This window comes from Vibrio sp. Isolate24 (genome assembly GCF_022398215.1).
GTDB classification, from domain to species: Bacteria; Pseudomonadota; Gammaproteobacteria; order Enterobacterales; family Vibrionaceae; genus Vibrio; species Vibrio coralliilyticus_A.
Genome location: NZ_JAKEUU010000001.1, coordinates 214,083 through 235,116 on the forward strand (window position 1 = coordinate 214,083; position 21,034 = coordinate 235,116).

The 21,034-nt window shown below is 44.5% G+C and carries 22 protein-coding genes; 8 read left to right on the top strand and 14 right to left on the bottom strand.

Annotated elements, in window-relative coordinates; genetic code table 11:
* The first annotated feature begins 52 nt into the window (after positions 1-52).
* Both L1D23_RS00945 and L1D23_RS00950 read left to right on the top strand, forming a co-directional pair.
* Positions 53-565 carry a nicotinate-nicotinamide nucleotide adenylyltransferase gene (locus L1D23_RS00945; protein WP_239863719.1) on the top strand — a complete coding sequence of 171 codons (513 nt, stop codon included), beginning with the start codon at positions 53-55 and terminating at the stop codon, positions 563-565.
* Between the two features lie 30 nt (positions 566-595).
* Positions 596-1,084, top strand: a complete 489-nt coding sequence (locus L1D23_RS00950) for a hypothetical protein (protein WP_239863720.1) — start codon at positions 596-598, stop codon at positions 1,082-1,084.
* Positions 1,085-1,104: 20 nt separating this feature from the next.
* On the opposite strand, the gene L1D23_RS00955 is transcribed toward L1D23_RS00950, so the two are convergent.
* Both L1D23_RS00955 and L1D23_RS00960 read right to left on the bottom strand, forming a co-directional pair.
* The gene (locus tag L1D23_RS00955; RefSeq protein ID WP_239863721.1) at positions 1,105-2,964 is read right to left on the bottom strand and encodes a GGDEF domain-containing phosphodiesterase; all 1,860 of its coding nucleotides are present in this window, start codon (positions 2,962-2,964) and stop codon (positions 1,105-1,107) included.
* A gap of 109 nt (positions 2,965-3,073) precedes the next feature.
* Positions 3,074-3,967, bottom strand: a complete 894-nt coding sequence (locus L1D23_RS00960; RefSeq protein ID WP_239863722.1) for a LysR family transcriptional regulator — start codon at positions 3,965-3,967, stop codon at positions 3,074-3,076.
* Between the two features lie 113 nt (positions 3,968-4,080).
* Between L1D23_RS00960 and L1D23_RS00965 the strand changes: the two genes are divergently transcribed.
* On the top strand, positions 4,081-5,259 hold the full coding sequence (locus tag L1D23_RS00965) for a multidrug effflux MFS transporter (RefSeq protein ID WP_239863723.1): 1,179 nt from the start codon (positions 4,081-4,083) through the stop codon (positions 5,257-5,259).
* Positions 5,260-5,322: 63 nt separating this feature from the next.
* Complete coding sequence (locus L1D23_RS00970; protein WP_239863724.1) at positions 5,323-5,676, top strand: hypothetical protein; 354 nt, start codon at positions 5,323-5,325, stop codon at positions 5,674-5,676.
* Between the two features lie 55 nt (positions 5,677-5,731).
* On the opposite strand, the gene L1D23_RS00975 is transcribed toward L1D23_RS00970, so the two are convergent.
* From L1D23_RS00975 to norR, 8 genes are all read right to left on the bottom strand, one after another.
* Positions 5,732-6,355: a glutaredoxin gene (locus L1D23_RS00975; protein ID WP_239863725.1), complete on the bottom strand. Its 624-nt coding sequence runs from the start codon at positions 6,353-6,355 to the stop codon at positions 5,732-5,734.
* A 52-nt stretch (positions 6,356-6,407) separates the two neighbouring features.
* Positions 6,408-7,298, bottom strand: a complete 891-nt coding sequence (locus L1D23_RS00980; protein ID WP_239863727.1) for a DMT family transporter — start codon at positions 7,296-7,298, stop codon at positions 6,408-6,410.
* 193 nt (positions 7,299-7,491) lie between these two features.
* The gene (locus L1D23_RS00985; RefSeq protein ID WP_239835460.1) at positions 7,492-8,826 is read right to left on the bottom strand and encodes an MATE family efflux transporter; all 1,335 of its coding nucleotides are present in this window, start codon (positions 8,824-8,826) and stop codon (positions 7,492-7,494) included.
* A gap of 53 nt (positions 8,827-8,879) precedes the next feature.
* The gene (locus L1D23_RS00990; RefSeq protein ID WP_239863728.1) at positions 8,880-10,799 is read right to left on the bottom strand and encodes a monovalent cation:proton antiporter-2 (CPA2) family protein; all 1,920 of its coding nucleotides are present in this window, start codon (positions 10,797-10,799) and stop codon (positions 8,880-8,882) included.
* Positions 10,796-11,416 (bottom strand): NAD(P)H-dependent oxidoreductase, encoded by a 621-nt coding sequence (locus tag L1D23_RS00995; protein ID WP_239863729.1) that lies wholly within the window; start codon positions 11,414-11,416, stop codon positions 10,796-10,798. Before L1D23_RS00995 ends, L1D23_RS00990 begins: the two co-directional genes overlap by 4 nt.
* Positions 11,417-11,482: 66 nt before the next feature.
* Positions 11,483-12,130, bottom strand: a complete 648-nt coding sequence (locus L1D23_RS01000) for an HAD family hydrolase (protein ID WP_239863730.1) — start codon at positions 12,128-12,130, stop codon at positions 11,483-11,485.
* Between the two features lie 20 nt (positions 12,131-12,150).
* Entirely contained in the window at positions 12,151-12,510 is a 360-nt protein-coding gene (locus L1D23_RS01005) for a glutaredoxin domain-containing protein (protein ID WP_239863731.1), read from the bottom strand.
* Between the two features lie 103 nt (positions 12,511-12,613).
* Positions 12,614-14,203 (bottom strand): nitric oxide reductase transcriptional regulator NorR, encoded by a 1,590-nt coding sequence (gene norR, locus L1D23_RS01010; protein WP_239863732.1) that lies wholly within the window; start codon positions 14,201-14,203, stop codon positions 12,614-12,616.
* A gap of 245 nt (positions 14,204-14,448) precedes the next feature.
* Here norR and hmpA point away from each other — a divergent pair, with 245 nt between their 5' ends.
* Entirely contained in the window at positions 14,449-15,621 is a 1,173-nt protein-coding gene (gene hmpA, locus L1D23_RS01015; protein ID WP_239863733.1) for an NO-inducible flavohemoprotein, read from the top strand.
* Between the two features lie 41 nt (positions 15,622-15,662).
* Here the strand turns inward: hmpA and L1D23_RS01020 are convergent, their stop codons facing one another.
* The 3 genes from L1D23_RS01020 to L1D23_RS01030 all read right to left on the bottom strand — a co-directional run bounded on the left by L1D23_RS01020 (position 15,663) and on the right by L1D23_RS01030 (position 17,010).
* Positions 15,663-16,199, bottom strand: a complete 537-nt coding sequence (locus L1D23_RS01020) for a hypothetical protein (protein ID WP_239863734.1) — start codon at positions 16,197-16,199, stop codon at positions 15,663-15,665.
* Positions 16,192-16,731, bottom strand: a complete 540-nt coding sequence (locus L1D23_RS01025; protein ID WP_239863735.1) for a YaeQ family protein — start codon at positions 16,729-16,731, stop codon at positions 16,192-16,194. The genes L1D23_RS01020 and L1D23_RS01025 overlap by 8 nt, the downstream gene beginning before the upstream one ends.
* Positions 16,732-16,800: 69 nt before the next feature.
* Positions 16,801-17,010 carry a cold-shock protein gene (locus L1D23_RS01030; RefSeq protein WP_006960450.1) on the bottom strand — a complete coding sequence of 70 codons (210 nt, stop codon included), beginning with the start codon at positions 17,008-17,010 and terminating at the stop codon, positions 16,801-16,803.
* Between the two features lie 380 nt (positions 17,011-17,390).
* Here L1D23_RS01030 and L1D23_RS01035 point away from each other — a divergent pair, with 380 nt between their 5' ends.
* Positions 17,391-17,603: a ribosome alternative rescue factor ArfA gene (locus L1D23_RS01035; protein WP_239835449.1), complete on the top strand. Its 213-nt coding sequence runs from the start codon at positions 17,391-17,393 to the stop codon at positions 17,601-17,603.
* Between the two features lie 30 nt (positions 17,604-17,633).
* On the opposite strand, the gene L1D23_RS01040 is transcribed toward L1D23_RS01035, so the two are convergent.
* On the bottom strand, positions 17,634-18,797 hold the full coding sequence (locus tag L1D23_RS01040; protein WP_239835448.1) for a threonine/serine exporter family protein: 1,164 nt from the start codon (positions 18,795-18,797) through the stop codon (positions 17,634-17,636).
* A 470-nt stretch (positions 18,798-19,267) separates the two neighbouring features.
* Here L1D23_RS01040 and L1D23_RS01045 point away from each other — a divergent pair, with 470 nt between their 5' ends.
* Positions 19,268-19,630 carry an NADH:ubiquinone oxidoreductase gene (locus L1D23_RS01045; RefSeq protein ID WP_239865341.1) on the top strand — a complete coding sequence of 121 codons (363 nt, stop codon included), beginning with the start codon at positions 19,268-19,270 and terminating at the stop codon, positions 19,628-19,630.
* A gap of 211 nt (positions 19,631-19,841) precedes the next feature.
* Positions 19,842-21,008: a D-alanyl-D-alanine carboxypeptidase family protein gene (locus L1D23_RS01050; RefSeq protein ID WP_239863736.1), complete on the top strand. Its 1,167-nt coding sequence runs from the start codon at positions 19,842-19,844 to the stop codon at positions 21,006-21,008.
* Positions 21,009-21,034: the final 26 nt, after the last annotated feature.

Here is a 21,034-nt window from a genome sequence, read left to right on the forward strand (position 1 = left end):
TGAACAAATTAGAAAACTGTGAACAATGAATTCACATTTATCAGGAAAGAAAATGAACAAAATCGCTGTATTCGGTAGTGCTTTTAACCCGCCCAGCCTTGGACACAAGAGTGTTATTGAATCACTCACTCATTTTGATCGTGTGCTTTTGATTCCTAGCATTTCACATGCTTGGGGAAAAGAGATGCTTGATTACAAAGCTCGGTGCGAGCTAGTTGATGTATTTATTGAAGATCTACAGTCGAGTAACGTCGAACGAAGTGGCGTAGAGGAAGTGCTCTATAAACCAGAGCAGAGCGTGACAACCTTTGCTGTGTTAACGGAACTACAGCGTCAGTTCCCTGAATGTGCCATCACCTTTGTTATCGGGCCGGATAACCTATTTAATTTTGCTAAATTTTATAAAGCAGATGAAATATTGAGGCGATGGTCAGTCATGGCATGTCCTGAAACGGTGAAAGTGCGTAGTACGGACATAAGAAGGGCTTTGAGCGATAAGAAAGACATTCACTCACTTGTGACACCAAAAGTTTACCAATTATTGGTCGAAAGAGAGTATTATTAAGGAATGTCGTACTAATTATTTTGGTGGTGAATGAAAGGGCCTTTACTGATATTTCTGATGGGGTTGGTTTCTTATGCTGCGGATGGATGTGAGCTGTATAGTACTGATTATCAATCGGATTCGGTGTTGTTTCATTCTCAGCAAGGCGTCTGCTTCTCGTTACTCGATGGTATTCAATACACGGCAGATAAGTTAGATGCTTTTGAACAATGGGTGTCTGAAGAGCCTTCGGCTGATTATTCCTCTTATTGGGCTGATTGGGTTCTACAAACTGAGACCAGCCCTATTTTAAGCCAAAGCCTTGCTTCTAATTATATCGGAATCGGGGTCTGGATGCCGTCCGAATTGGAAGAGCAAGTCCATGTGTCCGAAACTGAAGATTGGATTATGAGTCATGGGTTACAACTAAGCCTTGGCTTCGGTGAAAAGAAACTTGGTGAGCCAAGGTTACGCTTGGACTATCGCTGGCATGATGACTATGAACGTGATGTTATTATGCAGCTTGAGCTTCCCTTCTGACGCCTTCCACTTACCACTTTTTATGATTTGAACATATTTACTACCGCAGGCTGCTCACTGGGTACGGAATGTTTAGCTTGTGCTTTAATGATGGCCTTTGGTTTTTCTGGACGTGAGTAGTAATAACCTTGTATTTGGCTACAACCCATATCGTGCAACTTATCTAACGCTTCTTTGTTTTCCACCCCTTCGGCGACCAGATCGACCTTGAGCTGTTTTGCCAGCTGAATGATGAGCCAGACGACACGTTCAGAGGTTTCATTACTTAGCATGTTGCGAATGAAAGTAGCGTCGATTTTGATGCAGTCAATTGGGTAGTTGTGAATATAATTAAGGCTTGAGTATCCAGTACCAAAGTCATCCAAAGCGACGGTGAAACCAAGCAAACGTAGTTGCTCAAGTATGAATTTTACTTCATTGGTTTGTGACAGTAGTACAGTTTCAGTCAGCTCAATCGTGAACTCTTCAGGCTTAAAGCCGTGTTTACTTACTGTTGAAGTGAGATGTTCCAAGTAGCGATTAGTATCATTGAGTTCATGGGCGGAGCAGTTGATGCCTAGTTTGACTTTATAGCCTAGCCCTTGCTCGAGCTCTTTTTTTGCTTGGCAAGCAAGGTCGATAATACGCTCTCCCAACTCTATAATGAGCCCTGACTGTTCGGCAGCTTCAATGAATTCTAATGGAGAAATCATTCCTAATTCACTGCTCTCCCATCTGGCTAGAATTTCAAAATAATCCCAATGACTTTGATTACGGCGCACAATCGGTTGTGCTAAGACATAAATTTCACATGGGTTTAGGTTCGCTGGTGATAGTTCGTTACGTAACGCGTCAATCACCATAGTTCGTCGGTAGTATTGTGCACTTAAGTGGGTGTCATAGCATTGAACCTGAGAGTTCCTCGATTGTTTGCAATCTTTTAAAGCTAAACTGGCGTTGAGAATTAATTGGTCAGCAGTCAGCCTCTTATCCGTTCTGCGTGCAATACCTATATTGACACTGACTTTAATGTTGTGGGCAGGGTCTTTGTACCCCGACTCTAGCTTACTGAGAATGTTTCGGCATACTTCAAGTGGATCGCCGCTGTAAGTGATAAATGCGAATTCATCACCAGCAATTCTAAAGGCAAGTTGCTTGTCGTGTATCGATGACTCGATAGCATGGGCGACAAACTTAATGACCTGATCGCCAACGTAATTACCATATAAATCATTGATGGATTTAAAGCTGTCGATATCGACGTAAGCGAGTGTGAATGAATCACTGCTGGTTTCTGACAATCTTTCCAATTTGTCTGACAAGAAGCTTCTATTGAGTAAGCCTGTAAGGTTGTCATGCGAAACTTCATAACTCAGTTGATTAACCAAGCTTTCAGATCGGGCGGAAAGCCACTTCGCTCTCAAACTGTGCACAATGACGTGCGCAAAAAGAGTGTGGTAGTAAATGAGCTCTTTGCTGGTTTCAATAGGAGCCTTGAATGTAGAAAGCAATACACCGAGTACATCACCTGAACGGGTCCTCAAAGGCACACCGAGATAGGCTTGTAACTGGTGGTCTCGGATATACACATCTTCAGGGAAGTCTTGCTCCACATTACTGGCATATAGGACATAATCGAGCTCGGATTTACTGACATGGGCACAAGGGGTGCCCTGTAGAGAATATGAGGTCGGTTTATTCAGAGTCTGATTACATGCATAGGACAAGGTATGCGCATTAAAATTGAATTTATCAATTTCAATGATACAAGTGCAAAAGGATTCAAAATGTTTGTTTAGGACAAGGGTGACCTGATCCAGCAGCGCTGAACCATCGAGCTGGAGCGTTTTATTCACCACATCTAAATCAATAGATGCGAGTTTTCCTTGTAACCTAGCCATTTAATTAACCTACCTTATCGTGATTAAAATCACTTATTTGTTGGTATTGGTTCAATTAAAATATGGTACAAGTCTCATAATAATTCAAATCAATAAAATCTTTTTGGATTCAATGAGACTGTCCTTGCTCTTTGGCCAAACGTTCCTTTAAGTAATCCAGAAATAGTTTGGTTCGGGTATGTTGGTAGTCAAGCTTCGGATAATAAGCGTAAACGGTGGCTTCATCTGCGGTTATTCGGGGAAGAATCCGCTTCAATGTGCCGGTTTTGAGCTCATCTTTGATCATGACATCATTGGAAATTAAGATGCCCATGGCATTTTTGGCAGCATAAAAAAGCGCTTCCGGGTTAGTGGTCGCAAGATTACCCGATAACACTATTTTTTTGCCATTAGTCAATGTGATTTCTCGATGAGGCCGTTCTCCCCATATCAAAGCATTGTGTGCTGTCAGCTCTTCTATGGTTTTGGGCTCACCATACTTTTCTAGATAGTCTGGAGAGGCATAAAATCCTGCTTTATGTTCGAAAAGGGCTGAAGCTTTGAAACTCAGTGAGTTAAGTTGTTCAATCTCACGGCTGATGAACAGATCTAGGCTGAGCTCAGGTAGCTGGCCGGGAGTGGTGGTGATTAACTGAATGCGAATGTCAGGGTACATTTGCAGAAAATCATTCAGATACTGAACTAGAAATTTAGAACCAACGGCAATGGTTGCCCCGATCTTAAGCAGCCCAGCGGGTGTCTGATTGACTGAGCGGGTTTCATCTACGATGGATTGCCAACCTTCTATTTGGACCTTCGCTCGTTCATAAAATAAAGCACCAGCTTCCGTTTGGGTGACGGTTCGAGTTGTCCGCTTAAGTAACTGCACGCCAATACGTTCTTCCAGCCAATGGACACGTTTGCTGATCGCTGAGCTGGTAGTGTTCATCTTTCTGGCTGCCCCGTTGAAGCTGCCTTCATCCACTACTCGTATGTAGCTTTGAACACTTTGTATCCAGTCCATGGCATTCTCCAATTGATTCTTATTAGGAAATAATCAGTTTCCAATTGAGGATATTATCATTCATCAGCAACGAATTTAAACTTTATTGCATACAGATGCAACGAGGTGAGGCTATGAAGAAAACGCCAATTTTGCTGGCGATGATGATAATTGCAACGGGCCAAGTCGGCGTGAGTATCTATCTACCATCCTTACCTATGATCAGCGAAACGTTGCAGATCAATCAAGCTGACGTACAGCTTCTTGTGACGTTATTTTTAGTCGGTTTTGGGGCTTCTCAACTGTTCTATGGCCCGCTATCCGATGCGATAGGGCGTCGCCCCGTGTTTCTCCTTGGACAAGGAGTCTATCTGTTCGGGACGGTAATATGTGTGCTGTTCTCTCATAACTTGTGGATGCTGGTGTTTGGACGTTTGCTACAAGGACTCGGGGCGGGAAGTGCTTCGGTCCTAGGACGAAGTGTACTTCGCGACTGTTACGACGGTGCGGAGCTGACCAAGGCCCTTTCTTATGTTTCGGTCACCGCCTCTATTATGCCGGTGATTGCTCCGGTGTTTGGTGGTTGGGTGGCATTCTATCTAGGTTGGGAAGCGGTATTCATATTCGTTCTGCTCTACTTGGCGGCAATTTTTATATTGGGTTACCTCGTCTTACCTGAGACTATGAGTTATGGTCGTTCCCCATTTAAAATCAGGCAAGTGGTGAAGAACTACGGTAAATTGATGACGAACAAACAAGTGCTCAGTAGTGCGAGTTATAACTGGACAACTTACCTCGCTTGTCTGGTTTCTTTATCAGTTATGCCATTTATGTTACAGCATGAGTTGGGGTTAACCGCCGCAGAGTACGGTTCGGTAATGGTTATTCCGTCTGCAGGATTACTCGTAGGGACACTGGCTTTAAATGTTTTGAACCGTTATTTAAGTACCCAGCAGCTTATGGCGTTGGCCATTTTTATCATGATGGCTTCTGGAGGATGGTTAATCTTCACGGGCTTTACCCTGTTTAATGTTATCTGGTCTTTCACTTGGATGACCATAGCACAAGGCTTATCATTCCCTTTGTCAATCAGCCTGTTACTCGTTCCTCATAAAAGGCAAGCAGGTTCTGTGTCTGCCCTGACTGGCTCCATTCAGATGTGTCTTGCTGGTGTACTGGGGGGGTATTTAGTTGAAAATTGGATACAGAGTCAATCTGCATTAGGCATGTTCTATATGGTATCAGCCAGTATCATGGCAATGGTGCTTTACTCAAGCCGAGTTAAGGCTACTGCCCAACAAGAGTTTGCTTGAAAGGCGTTGGGTGGCTGATACAATGCGCCCCAATAATTGAAAAGACGATCTGAGAGGTCGACGATGGAACATAAACAGTTCGAAGAATTAGTCACGGCACTTTGTTCAAAAGAGAACCTACCGCAAGCTCTTGAAGTGTTGAAAAAACATGAAAATGAAGACGTTGCTGAGGCGGCGCAGTCTCTTACTGGTCAGTTTGCTTTAGCAGAAGTTGACGGTGAACAGCGTATTTACCATGTGACGATGCAAGAAAATGAGCAGGGTGAAGAACAAGAATACGTTGAGCATGTGATGAACGAAGGCGATGACGTGATTCGCTTTGTTGCTTGGTTCTTTGAAGTAATGTTCGATGTAAAGCGTAAAGACACCTATCAGGCCGCAGGTAAAACGTACCAACAACCCAAACGCGCTAAATAGTCGAGTTTACGTTTTCTGTAAAAACAAAGCCCCCATATTTGGGGCTTTGTTTTTTTTAACCAACGGAGCTTTGGTTGTTATCCATAGTGACCACATTGTCGGGTACGCCACTTAACCCTTTTTCCGCTAGCCAAGCTTGCAGATTGTCGGCGCCACCGATGTAATGACCGTCAAGCCAGATCTGAGGAACGGTTACTGGTGTTTTTTCTCCGATAATGGCTTTCACCTCCGGGATCATGCGATACAGAGCCGCACTGTCTTTAACGACATCGTGATACTGGTAGTCAATTCCAGCGTCATCAAGTAACTTCTTGGCTTTCACGCAGTAAGGGCAGGTCGCTTTTCCATAGACAATGTTCCCTTTCAACGTATCGCGTTTGGTCCATTCTTGGATAATAGACTGAACCAACACACCGCGATTCAAGGCTTCACCTTGGCTGACCACTTTGCCTTCGACCATAAGAATAGGAGCATGCCAAGCTCCAACCTTCAACGGTTCCCACCAATGAGAGAGCCAATCTTTCACTTCCAATTCAACGGGAACATCGGCCAATTCGTTCTCAAATGTATCTTTGAGAATGTCTTTGGTCAGGGTGCATTCGCCACATGGAATTTTTACACTGAACGGTCCCCAACTACCGGCCCAGCGATATAGTGTTACTTTGATTGGATCTGTCATAGAGCTCTCTCCCTTAAATGCCTTTAACTAATAGAACGGCGCGCGCTGATATTTATTTCAATTTGCGGGATTTTTTTGATTCCCATTGAGTAATAAAAGCGACAGATGCAATGATGATGGCGGCTCCTAACCACAGTCTACCTGGTGGTACCCAACTGAACACGATCCAACCTGCTAGCACATTGAGTGGTAATTTTGCATGATCAAAAGGTTGAACAAACGATGCATCGGCCACGGAATACGCTTTTACAATAGCCCATTGAGCTAATGCAGTCAGTGCTCCAGCGGCGAACAGCACAAGCCAAATAGTCCCGCCAGAGGGTGTTTGCCAGTCAGGGATAGCCAGTAGAATGTTAAAAGGGGTAATAAGAAGGAGCAGATAAACCACCATGGTAGAGGGGGAGTCATTAGAAGACAGTTTCTTAACCATTAAGGAATAGCAAGCCCAGAAGAAAGCGGCGCCAATGGGTAGTAATGCTGCCCAGCTAAAATCAGTAGACCAAGGCTCAAGAATGATCATTGCACCAATGAATCCAGCGAGTGTCGCGCTCCAGCGAGCGAGCCCCACCTTTTCTTTTAGGAACAGGCCAGAGCCAACGGTTGCGAACAGCGGTGAAGTCATCAATAGGGCAATGCCTTGCCAAATTGGGACAGGATAGGCGAGTGCCCATAGCCAAAGTTGAATACCAATCACAGAAAGAAAGACACGGAAAATATGCCAGCCGAGATGCTCAGTGCGTAAGGAGCGTCTAATACCTAGCGTTTTTAGGTAAGGTAGAATCACAACTAATGCGATCGCATACTGAATGAAAGCGACGGTTGTCGAAGATAAGCCAAAATTGATGCTGGCGATTTGTGCGAGGCTGTTTACCAACGCAAAAGCCAAGCCTGCAGTGAGCATCCAGCTCGCGCCCTGTATAGGGTGGTGGGATTTTGAAGCCATAATCGTTGTGTTAAAAAAATAATAGGCTGAATCATACGATGTTCTTAGGAGTACGTCATCAGCCTATCCTGTTGTACTTCATCAAAAAACTGAAGAAACAAGATTTGCATATTGCTTGGCAGCGTGTTGTATCACTCGTTTTGGGGCGTTTTTGTTGCCAGATAAAACCAAATGTGGGTAGCCGCAATCTGTTCTATTGTTCCAGCTTCTCTTCAATTTGCTTCAGGGCTTTTTGATACATTAGCCATGCACTCGCTCCAGCGAATATGTTCCCAGCGAGAGCTCCCCAAAAAAGCCCTTCAATACCACCTATTTTTGCACCTAACCATAGGCAAGGTAGGAAGAAGGCGAAAAGGCGAAGCGCTGAGATGGTTAAGGCGGTGTAAGACTTACCGAGTGCATTGGCAATGGAAACCATCAACATACATATTCCGAGTGGCCCTAAACTGAAAGGGACGATTAGTAGGTGCCAAACAAGGATCTCAGAGACCTGCGCTTCACTGGTCATTAGAGAGGCTAGCCAATCTGCCGACAGCCAAGTCAGCAACGCAATCAGCAGTTGAAATCCGACCACAAACTGGCTAGCAATGATGACCAGACGGCGAATATCAGCGATGTTTTTGGCCCCGAGTAATCGTCCGATCATCGGTGGCATGGACATAGTCAAGGCTAACACCGAGACAATGGCGAAGAATTCAAACCGGGAGCCCAGTGCCCATGCGGCAACCGCGGCAGTACCAAATCCTGCGAGTAATTTTGTAGCTAGCATCGACGAAAGAGGGGGAAGGAGTTGGCTTATCATTGCTGGCCCCATGATATTACCAATAGATTTCACACTCTTTATGATGTCGAGATCACTCCAGTCAAAGCTCATCCAATGTTTACGTGTGACCTTAGGTGCAACGATCAGGATACCGATACCAAAGGCGATAATGGTCGCGATGGCAGCGCCGTTCAGCCCGAGATCGAGAGTAAAAATGAAAATTGGATCCAGTATAAGATTAAGTACACTGGTGACCATCATCATCGTGCCTGGCAGCATAGTATTACCATTGGCTCGGCAAACACTGTAAAGGAAGTAGAGTAGAGCCCCGGTCCATGCACTGGCTAGCCAGTAGAGCCAATAGCTATCGATAACAGGGTAGATTGTTTCAGGAGCGCTGAGTAACTGAAGAATAGGAACACGTATCAGATAGATCAGAACTGAAATAATGGCAACACCGATGGTTCCTATCGCAATCACTAAACCGCCAAGCTGGTGGGCAAAGCGTGTTTTTTTGGCTCCTATCGCCTTCGCAATGACAGCCGTTGTTGCGATACCTAGCCCCACTTGAATACCGATAATGATCATTTGTATCGGCAATGTGAATCCTTGTGCTGCAAGTGGCAACACCCCGAGTTGGCCAATAAATGCACTGTCAACCAGTTGGAAGCTCATCAGAGACAACACACCAAATAACATCGGCCAAGTCATCTTGAATAGTTGTTGCCCCAGAGATGGGGATGTTTCAATGTATGTAGCAGTCATATTGTTTAATCATTCGGTAAAATAAAAGACCGAGGCATTGCCCCGGTCTGAAATCATTCTTCTTTGAACTCTTCAGCGTAACCTTTGGGGGGCGGTGTCCAACCTCGCTCACCAGTTTCGTGCTTGTCTGAGCGATCAGTGTTCATCGCCTGCTTTATTTGTTCTTCAAGGTGCATGAAGAGTTTTCGGTAATTGTTGTCAAATCGCTCGCCCTCAGAGTCGTCTTCCCAAGCTTGATAAAGCGCGTCAGATTTTTTGTCCTCAATTTGGCGATAGGCGGCTTTTTGTTGCTCTACATGAAATGGGTGGTAACCAAGATTTTTCAAGGCCTGGGATCCAAGTTCAAGGGCAGAATGGTAGGTTTCAAGCTCAATAATGTCAGCACCGGCTTGACGTAGCAAGTACCCATGGCCTCGGTCAAACGCCCGGGCTAACACAGCTACCTTAGGATAGGTGTGTTTGACATATTTAGTCAGCTCGACACTTGCTTCTGGGTTATCAATCGCGATAACCAGCATAGAGGCCTCTTCGATACCTGCAGTATGTAGCATGTCTGGCCTAGTGGCATCACCGAAATATGCTTTAGTTTCAATCCGACGTACAACATCGATTTGTGCTGCTTGATGATCAAGGACAACCGTTTTAACCCCATTGGCCACCAGTAAACGGTTAACGATTTGTCCAAATCGACCAATACCAGCAATGATAACGGTGCCTTTCTCTTCGATATTGTCTGTTTCACGATCATTCGATTCAAGCTCGAAGCGAGGTAAAATTACTTTATCAAATAAGATAAAGAGCCCTGGAGTAAGGAACATAGAAAGTGCTACTACCAGAGACAAAGTTTGCGCAATATCCTGTGGAATGACGTGATTTTGCACTGTGAAACTGAGTAACACGAAACCGAATTCACCAGCCTGTGCAAGACTGAGTGTGAATAGCCAGCGGTTGCTGTTTCTTATTCTAAAGATAAATGCTAACAGATACAGGATAGCCGCTTTTAGTAGCATAACCCCCAAAGTTAAGCTGATGATAAAAAAGAAGTCGTTGAACAGTATGCCAAAATTGATGCCTGCGCCAACAGTAATGAAGAACAGACCTAACAGCAGGCCTTTAAAAGGATCGATATTGGACTCCAGCTCGTGTCGAAACTCACTGTTGGCCAGAACGACACCTGCAAGGAAAGTCCCAAGAGCAGGAGAAAGCCCGACTAAACTCATTAGTGCTGCAATGCCAACCACTAACATCAAAGCCGTCGCAGTGAAAATCTCTCTAAGCCCTGAGCTTGCGACAAAACGAAATAATGGCCGACTTAAATAGTGTCCACCGACGACCAAACCGATCACTGAACCGACAATCACGAAGGCGTATGCCCATCCAGGCAATCCGGCAACCAAGCTCAATTCGTCATGATGCTTTGCCGCAGTGCCTACGGCATGCTGTGCTTGTTCGACCAACTCAGGGAGGGTCAATAACGGGATAAAAGCCAGCATAGGAATAACGGCAATATCTTGGAAAAGCAATACCGAGAAGGCATTTTGCCCGCCTTCGGTTTTGTTCAGCCCTTTCTCGTTAAAGGTTTGTAGGACGATAGCGGTTGAGGAAAGAGCGAAAATCAAACCAATCGCGAGGGCAATTGTCCATGGTTGCTCAAAGACGAGGACGATTGCCGTAATCACAGCAGCAGTGCCGCCTACTTGCAAGCCGCCTAAGCCCAATAGTCGGTTTCTCATTGACCAGAGCATTTTAGGCTCCAGCTCTAGGCCAACCAAAAATAGCATCATAACCACGCCAAACTCAGCGAAGTGTTGAATAGTGGTGGTCTCTTCGCCAACCAAACCTATTATCGGGCCAATGACTACCCCTGCAATCAAGTAACCGAGCACTGAACCAAGGCCCAGCCGCTTAGCGATAGGAACGGCGATCACGGCCGCAATAAGATAGATGAATGCTTGTAGGAAATAGCTGGTCATTGAACGCCTCCAACAATAATTTCATCAAGGCAGTGGCAAAGTTTCTCTACCTCCGCGGCCTTGTGATAATCAACTCTGTCATCGACTAAGGCGCCCAGTAAATGTTGCCAAGCCTGCACGTGGGATTTAATACGCCCATCTTCTTTCGCAGTACGTGAGCCAAATAAAGCAAATGGCGCTAGGTAATCCATTCCTGTGAGGGCTGCCATTTGCTCTAGAGGATGAAGTAGCTCTCGAATGGTAAAGTGGTTGTAGCCTTCGGATTGATATGCCTCTTCCTGACCACCAGCCGTCAGTGCACATAGGAATTTCTTGCCATGTAAGGCTGTACCGTCATGGCCGTAAGCAAACCCGTACTCCAGTACCAAGTCTTGCCACTCCTTTAAGATTGAAGGCGTTGAATACCAGTACAGTGGGAATTGGAACACAATAACATCGTGATCGATTAAGCGTTGCTGCTCACGATCAATGTTGATGTTGTAAGTGGGGTATTCGTAATACAGGTCTACAGCGGTTACCCCTACAATTTTTTGGCTGGCTTGAAACAGCGGTTGGTTAACTTCGGAACGTCGTTGAGAGGGGTGCGCATAGAGCACTAAAACTTTATTTTTTGACATTATCCAGTTCGCAGATCGTAGACTGAAAGTTTTATTGTGGCATATCGATCAACTTTTAACCATTGGTTACTTTTTGGTGGCTGACGAAATGGTTTCAACTGTCTGTAGATATTTGTCTGAGAACAAATCGAGGAGATCATGCAGATGATCCACGCTCAATGAAGCGTGTTGATTGAATGTGGTTGGCTTACCGTGAGTGACGAGACAAGATGGCATACGCGCATTGCTTGCCGCTTGCAAGTCATACATATAGTCACCCACATAAAGGATTTGCTCTGGGGGCAATTGCCACTCTCTGGCGAGTGCAAGCAATGAATCTGGCGCCGGTTTAGGTGGGAAGTGTTCACGGCTGATGATACGAGAAATATTGAGCTGATTGTGGTCAACTTTACGTTGGGAAGCCTGTTGGCAATTGCGAGTAATAATCGCAGTATGGAGATGATTGAATGCAATAAAGTCCAGTAGTGCGAGGCATCCAGGCATGGGAGTTGAGTGTTCGGCATCATCCAATTCGTGCTGCAGTACCAGCTGTTTCGCTCTAAGCGCCGAATGAGAGCAATCCAGCTTGTCGATAAAAGTGAGCAAGTCGACGTCCCTTGGGCAGCCGACTTGAGCTCTTAACCACTGAAAGTCTAGGTTTGAGCTGACCAAGGTGTTGTCCAGATCAAAGACAATCGCTTTAATTTTGGCAATGTCCAGAGGAATGACATCCATGGCACTTTCCTGATTGTGGTTTAAGCAAATTCTTGTTCCAAGTAGGCAACAATATCAGAAGACTCGTACATCCATTCCACTTTGCCTTCTTTTTCAATTCTTAAGCAAGGTACTTTCACTTTGCCACCACCAGCTTCCAACTCTGAACGGTGGGCTGGGTTTGCTTTCGCATCACGCAGTTCAATATTGACAGATTGACGCTTCATAGCTCTGCGAACTTTCACACAAAATGGGCATGCCTCAAACTGGTACAAGGCAAGCGATTGTGCTTTTTCATTGACCGCTTGTTGCTCTTCTTGTGAACGCTTCACCCCTTTTGGTGAAAATACAAAGTTAAGCAAGAGGATAATACGGCCAAGGAACCAACGGATAAACTTCATAATATTCCTTTAAAATACAGATAAATAGTACGACTTCAGTGTGGGTGTTGCCCCACTTTTGTATTGCTAATAATGAGCGTTGGCATTGTACCCAAGTTACCGATTAATTAGTACTTATCTTGTGCTGCTTAGTGACTGTTATACCCAGTCGTTTTGCCAGTCTAATTAAGTTTGCTCGGTCGGTTTTTAGTTGTCGTGCGGCTTTTGCCCAGTTGTACTCTGCTTCGGTCAGGGCAAGAGTGATGAGCTGTCGCTGATATTCTTCCGTTGACTCGCGCAGCCCTTTAGTCCAGTCGATGGTTGGCATGCTCCCAGTTGAGTTAGGGATTACCACGGAGTCTTCTACAGGGAGAGAATGGAGTTCGCCTATATCATCAATAGAAACGGTGATCAGCTTACGGTTGTTACCTCTCGCTCGAGCTTTTAGAGCGGCGCGGTTGATTACATGTTCTAGCTCTCTTACGTTACCCGGCCAGTTGTAGCGCGACAGTAACAGCTGAGCTTCTTTCCCTAGCTTGATTTGGACGATACCTAGCTTGCGACGAGCTTGCTCTAGGAAATAACCGGCTAACAGGACAATATCCCCTTCTCGCTGACGAAGCGGCGGTACGTTGATTGGGTAAACACTGAGGCGGTGGTAGAGATCGGAACGGAAACGACCTTGGCTGACTTCTTCCTTCAAATTACGGTTAGTCGCTGCGAGCACACGCACATCGATTGTCTCGACCTTGTCCTGACCAACCGGCTGGATTTCGTTGTTCTGTAAAGCCCGAAGGATTTTGCTTTGTGCGGCAAGTGGTAGTTCACCTATCTCGTCGAGAAACAGGGTACCACCATCTGCAAGCGCAAATTTGCCCAGCCGTGATTTATCAGCCCCAGTGAATGCGCCTTTTACGTGCCCAAACAATTCACTTTCAACTAAGTTCTCAGGGATGGCTGCACAGTTGACGTAGACCAGAGGCTGTTTACGACGATGAGACAAATGGTGAATACTGCGCGCGACCAACTCTTTGCCTACCCCTGTTTCGCCATTGATCAGAATGTTGAAGTTGGATGGAGCAACGACCTCTATATCGGACTTTAACGTAGCCATCTTATCGCTTGCGCCAATAATCTCCCCCCCTTCGCGCTCCCATGCATCTTCATTGAGTTCTTCAAATCGTTGTTGAGTCTGTTTGGCTTGCTGCTCCAACTGACTGACAGTCATCGCAACTTTGAGAGTTGAGGCCACGATTGCAGAGAGAGCGTCTAAACTGCGAGTAGGGATCTGGTCAAAAACATTGGGGGTCAAACTATCGAGAGTCAAAATGCCAAGTAACTTGTCAGCATACAGTAAGGGTAAGCCCATACAGGCGTGCATGGGTAAATCACCATCGCAATCAAGAAGTAAGTTATCGAATGGGTCAGGAAGTTCACAATCCGCATCGAAGCGTACAGCGGATTTTGAAGCGCAAATGGCCTCAAACCTAGGGTGTTCATCGACTCTAAAGCGGCGTCCCAATGTATCCCTTGTTAGTCCTTGAATCGCGAGGGGCACCAAGGTGTCTCCTTGTAAGGAGAGCAATGCAACGCTGTCACACTGGATAGCTTTTCGAATAGCATCAAGCAATTTATTGAAACGGTCATGTTCATTGTGACCTGTTGCTAGGCCGATTGTCATATCAATCAGAGTGGATACTGAAATATCTTGCATGGTACAGCTAGGCTCCTGAATACGTGGGTTACGTTGGCTGAGAATAGAATGAAGTAAAAGTAACCAGTATCATTATGTGATTATTTTATTATAGAGTCATTTAGACATGGTTCAACAGTGTCACTATGACTTTTTAATAACAAATAATACTTGATAATCCAATTGATTAGGCCATGTTCAAACTTGGCATCAATTGTGCTCTTGGAAGGGGAAAAAGATAATACCCATATGAGGAGAAAATGAAAATGCTCAACAATCAACATATCGAAGTCGTAAAAAGTACTATTCCTTTGCTTGAAGGTGCGGGCCCGGCTTTGACACAGCATTTTTACCAACGCATGTTTTCGCACAACCCTGAGCTTAAAGATATTTTCAATATGACGCATCAGAAAACCGGTCGCCAAAGTGTTGCGCTATTTGAAGCCATAGCGGCTTACGCGAAGAATATCGAAAACCTTGATGCACTGACTTCCGCAGTTGAACGTATAGCGCACAAGCATACTAGCTTTAATATTCAAGCGAAGCATTATCAAATTGTAGGGCACCACTTGATTGAAACATTACGAGAATTGGCGTCAGAGGCGTTTACTAAAGAAGTGGAAGAAGCTTGGACAGCGGCCTACCTATTTTTAGCAAAAGTATTTATTGATCGTGAAGGGGAACTGTACCTTCAGCGTAAACAAGCGGTGGGCGGTTGGGAAAACGCACGAGAGTTTGTTGTAAAGAAGAAGCAGCCAGAATCAGAATTTGTGACCAGTTTTGTGCTTGAGCCAGTGGATGGTAGTGATGTTCTAGATTACTACCCAGGTCAGTATGTGGGGGTAGAAGTGAAGCCTTCCTCTGGTGAGCACAACGAGATTCGCCAGTATTCTTTGTCGCAAAAAGCTAACGGCAAAAACTACCGTATTTCTGTGAAGCGTGAAGTGGGAGAGCATCATGGTCTAGTGTCTAATTTCTTGCACGCAGAAGTGAGTGAAGGCGATACGCTTCATTTGTATGCGCCAGCAGGTGATTTTTATTATCAGGAAAAAGAGGCACCAGTTGTCCTTATCTCGGCGGGTGTTGGCGCAACGCCAATTCAGGCGATGTTGCAAACATTGGCAGATATGGGCAAAAAAGACGTGTCTTACCTCTATGCATGTCACAGTGCTGACCAGCATACGTTTAAGCAAGAGACAGAGCAGTTGGTTAGAGAGAATAGCTGGCAGCAATATACCTGGTACCTGGATGGCCAAGCGCATTTCTCAGGTCAGATGAACTTGTCTGCAGTGGAAACCGAATTACCACTCAGCCGCGGCGACTTTTACCTGTGTGGTCCCGTCGCATTCATGGAAGTCATGGTTAAACAATTAGAGGAATTGGGCGTGTCGCGAGATCGTATTCATTATGAGGTCTTCGGTCCTCACGCCTATCTATAAAGGTCAAAAAGGGCTTCCTGAAAAGGAAGCCCTTTGAGGGATTAGCCGAAGATCTTTTTAAACCAGTCCCAAATCGGATGGTGAGGCTCTGATATCGGAGAATTGTCTGAACCGAGGTAATAACTGGCAAGAAACTGAGTTCGAATCGTGTCTACGTCCAAACCAGATAAGTCACCTTGTAATTGTGCTGTTGTTTCAGCATGGTCATTAGCAAGGCTGAAGTCCATTTTGAGGTAACCTTGGACGTAGAGCCATACATGAGTAACCAGAGTCAGCATCTGGTAATCTTGATATTCAAAGCGTTTAGCGTTGTCTGTACCGAGGTTTTCGTGCAGTGCTTGCCACATGACCTTGACGGCTTCGCGATTGACCTCAATACGTGACAGACATTCAATATGTGCTTTGGTCATAATACCGAGTAAATGGGATTCGTCCGCACTGTCTGGTTTATGCTGCTTCACTTTCTCGAATAAGGCAGTGTGTTGTTGCAAAAACTGTTGCCACAGGGCTGGGTTTTCGGCTACTGCGTTAATGGCATCGGCACCTATCGACGCAAATGCCTGATGAAGATCAGTCATTGGATTGTAGTGTCTCAATCTGAACTTCAAATGAGCCTTTATCACAGTCAATGAAGAGGCTATTGCCAGTAATCATGATTGATAAATCCATACCACGTTCAACCACTTCTGATAAAGACTCAATACCCTCTGAGCTGAGGCGATAAATATGAGCGTCGTACTGATGGGATTTATTCTTTGTTTGCTCCCACCAGACATCTGACTTACTTGTGAATGTGAATATATCCACTCGTTTGGCTAAGCGTGTCGCTTTCTTAATACGATCCAGCGAAGGCTCACCGATTTCAATCCAGTGCAAAATAGAATCATCTAGATCCTTTATCCAGAGATCAGGTTCTTCAATCGATGATAGACCTTTAGTAAAAGCCAACTCAGGCTGATATTTAATACAATAAGCCAATATACGAGCAACCATCCTTGGAATCGTTTCAGAGGGATGTTGCGCAATAGTGAGTTGTGGGGAGTCGTACACATCTCGGTTGGTGTCCGAGAGAGAGATACGAAACTTATAAATGGTGGGTTTGAGTGCCATAGTTATTTGCTACACATAAAAAAATAGCCAGCGTGAAGCTGGCTATTGTAAATCTTTTCCAGTTTAAAATTAAACTAGTTTGATGTTCTCAGCTTGAGGACCTTTTTGGCCTTGAGATACAGTGAACTCAACTTTCTGACCTTCAACTAGAGTACGGAAGCCGTCACCAGTGATTGCAGAGAAGTGAGCGAAAACGTCAGGGCCGTTTTCTTGTTGGATGAAACCAAAACCTTTAGTTTCGTTGAACCATTTAACTGTACCAGTAACAGTATTAGACATAATATGTATCCTTGATAAATCTTTGTAAAAGCCATGACGGCAACGATAGCGTGGAAAAGGAGATTGCTATTGCGCACGACGTTACGGAAGAGATACAAGAAATCCAACGAAACGGCGAAATAAAAACAAGAACCGTTTTCTAGCTGCCATCCAGTCTAAAGCTAAGTGGAACTAAGTCAATAAAATTCATATGATACTTTTCAGTTACCAAGGTCTTTTCATCCAAAATTTGCGCTAGGTAGAGTTTCGAAAATATTACTGATTAGGCTGTAGATAGTGTAACATTCTTTTGTATGGTGATTTATCCTGCTAAATTCAGGTTTGGTGAGTAGGTTGTCATCAGTATCTAGTTATTTATAAAACATCGATAGGACAAAGTTATGGGCAAGAGATCCAGAAAAAATAATTTGCCGAATGAGTCGCTTCAGGCACATTTAGAGGTCGGACGAGGTGAAATAAAAGACAATGCACTAAAAGCAGTCGTTACTAGTCCACTTTTTAAAACACGAGTTGAACAAGCGAAAAAAGGAAAAGGGAGCTTCTCACGTAAGACGAAACATAAGGGTAAAGAGCCCTATTCAAAAGCGGCTTAAAAGTCATTTTTGAATAGGGCTCTTTAAGAGTTAACGTTCGATTTTTGGAGAGTAAATTGAGTAAGCGGTGACCTGCCCCGCGACAATAGCTGAAAACATGAACAGTGCAGAAAGGCCAATACTTGGAATAGGCAAAATAGATTGTTCAAACACGGATTGCCCCGCACTGACAAGGACTCGACTTCCTGGTACGAGAATAATAATCCCTTGCACAATGTAGATGGATCCGGTTAAGTCCATTTTCTTTGCTACCCATGTACCATATAAGGTAATCAAAACGGTGGTTATCCATGTGCCGACGACCCACCCGCTTTCAAACCCTAGATAGAATGGCCCCCACATCCCCAACACCGCCACGGGTAAACCCAATAAAATGTCTGTTGGTCTGGCGTTAAAAATGATGCCAAGAGAGACTGAAATCAGAAACAAACCTGAAATATGGAGCCAAGTGGGTATCTCATTAATATAAGCAGTGACATCTGCTTGCCCCCAAATGGACTCACCTATATTCAAGCCCATGATAATACCGACAAAGAGCTTGATAAGAGTGAGTGAGCTTTGCCCCAGTAAACTGGTGCCGGAGACTAAATCATTGAAAGCGAGACATTCAAGTGAGTTAGCAATCGACAAGCCAGGCACGAAGAGAACGATGGCGGCGATACATAGAGCCCAGACTGGAAGATCGGAACTTGTACTGGCAAAAAACGCCACCAAGATGCCTGTGACCAACGCAGCAACAAACTCAACAGCTATAGAGCGCCTTGCTTTACAAACTTGTTGTGCCAACCATGCCAGGAAGCCAAGAAAAATGGATATATACACGGCCTCTAATGTACTGCCAACCAGCATAAGGTACGCAGGAGGAATACCCATATTCGCCAAAGCAGTCACCCATTTAGGGTAACCTACGGGCTCCGGGACAGGCTCTTTACTTGGCTGATTAATCCGAATAATAGTATTTGCCAGCAAACTAAGGTTAATGGACGCCGGCTGGTGCCGTTTCATGACCACCGCATTGTTATCGTCAGGGAATTGATAATTGACCGTTGTCGGTGTGGCCTGAATCATGACATCTACGCCATGTTTACGGGCATAAAATTGGGTATATTTTTCTAATTTATATGGCGCGCAGCCACTGCGATGTAGGGTGTCGCCGATCTCAACGATCTTTTTGATTCTGTACTCTGAAGGCATGGTATGTAGTACGAAATATTGAATGCGCGCAAAGGTAACAAAGCCCTATGGTCTATTCGAGTCTAAATCTACCGAACAGTGGCTAGAGTCACACTCTTTTTGATATTTCAAAAGATAGTGAATTTTAAAAGTGAAAACTTAGGTTTCAGCAGCCCATTTTACGACTCAATCGATGGCTAAAAATGCATCTGATCACAAAATTACCAATGAATATAGATGTAAACATTGTTACTTAAATGTAACTCTTTGTTTCTCTTTTGGCTTAAATTGTGTGCTTTGCGCTTGAGTAGCAAGGAACCTTACTTATTGTTTTTTTAACCACTATTTTACATATGTTACAGAGCCATCAGCTGTACAAAAAATGTATCATTTTAGGGGTTGTAATTCGTATTGGATAGGCGAAAATATGCACAAAATGAGTTTGCAAAAATGAAAGGAAGCTTTTTCCAAGTTTAAAAAGCGAGGCAATGATGAAACTATTTCTGATAATAATGGCGTCAATATCAGCAGGTGTACTATCCGCTGATCACCTTCACTCTTTCATGTTAGGCCTGTCTATCTCTGCTCTAGCGGTAGGTAGTTGTTACTGGTTTGCATTCAGAACGACGCGTTTCCCTCAGCTAGCGCTGTTGCTACTTATTTGTGGCATGCTTTCTAAGTTAACTATTACCGTGGTCGGTGTGAGCTGGAGCATGTCGGAAGAGTTAATAACCTCACCACTAGTATTTGCATTGTCGTACCTGTTCTTCTCTTTAGTAGTGACTTACTTGTGGTTCAGCTATCGAGACAGCATTACACCTAATCCGAAGAAGGTGCAGGAAGCACAAGCATAATCGTTAATCTTGCCCAAATTGATAAAGCCAGTGTTGTGAACACTGGCTTTTTTGTATTAACTTTCCGGTATATGGAGTCAAACTCTCATAATTTAATAAAACTTTTTAATAAGAGTAACGATTGATTACAAAGCAAATAAATATCATTGCGGTTTGTTTATATTCGGAACAATATAAAAACTCTAATTGTGACTTAAGTTGGTAACGTCCCATGAAAAAAACGTTTCTCCTCAAAGCAGCCCTTTTCTCCTCAATTGCTGTGTCATTGAGTGCACTTGCTGCACCAAGCATTATTCCTGATCCCCCTACACTAGGGGCAAAAGGGTATGTTCTTATTGACTATAACACCGGGCAAGTATTGGTCGAAAAAAATGCGAATATTAAGTTAAATCCGGCCAGCTTAACCAAACTCATGACCGCTTATGTAGCTGGGCAGGAAGTTAAAGCAGGTAATATCACGCTAGATGATCAAGTTGTGATCAGTAAAAATGCTTGGGCGAAAAACTTCCCTGATTCATCAAAGATGTTCATCGAAGTGGGTACCACTGTTCCGCTCATAGATTTGTATCGAGGTCTGATCGTGCAATCAGGTAATGATGCCAGCGTGGCGATTGCAGAGTACGTCGCTGGAAGTGAAGATGCCTTTGTCAACCTGATGAATTCGTGGGCTGAAAAGCTTGGCCTAGAGAATACTGCTTACACCAATCCACACGGTTTGGACAGTAACGGCCTATACTCGACACCGTTGGATATCGCTAGATTAGGCCAAGCGATTATTCGTGATTTACCGGATATCTACCCTCTCTACAGCGAAACCTCATACACATACAATGGTATTACCCAATACAATCGAAATGGTTTACTGCGAGATCGCAGTATGAATGTTGATGGTATGAAAACCGGCTATACCAGTGGGGCTGGTTACAGTTTGGCTACTTCAGCGACTAACGGGGATATGCGTTTGATTGCTGTTGTGATGGGTGCAAGTAGCACTAAAAGTCGTGAATCAGAAAGCAAGCAATTGTTAAGCTATGGCTTTCGATTCTTCGAGACAGTATCACCGACGAAAGCGGGTGATATCGTTACGGAAGCAAAAGTCTGGATGGGTGAACAAGATAAGTTGAGTGTGGGTGTGGAGCAAGACGTCTATATGACCTTGCCAAAAGGTAGTGCAGGCAAACTTACGGCGGCAGTAGAGTTTGATCGTGAGTTGGTGGCTCCTATTCGTTCTGGAGAAAAAGTCGGTAAGATAATCTACGGCGTTGAAGGAGAGGAAGTCGCTACGGTGGACCTTGTCGCCCAAACGGATGTGGACGAGGGAAGCTTGTTTAAAAAAGTACTCGATTGGTTTAAACGTTTGATCTCAAGTTGGTTCTGATTGAGAAGCGGATGTGTGCAGCATCC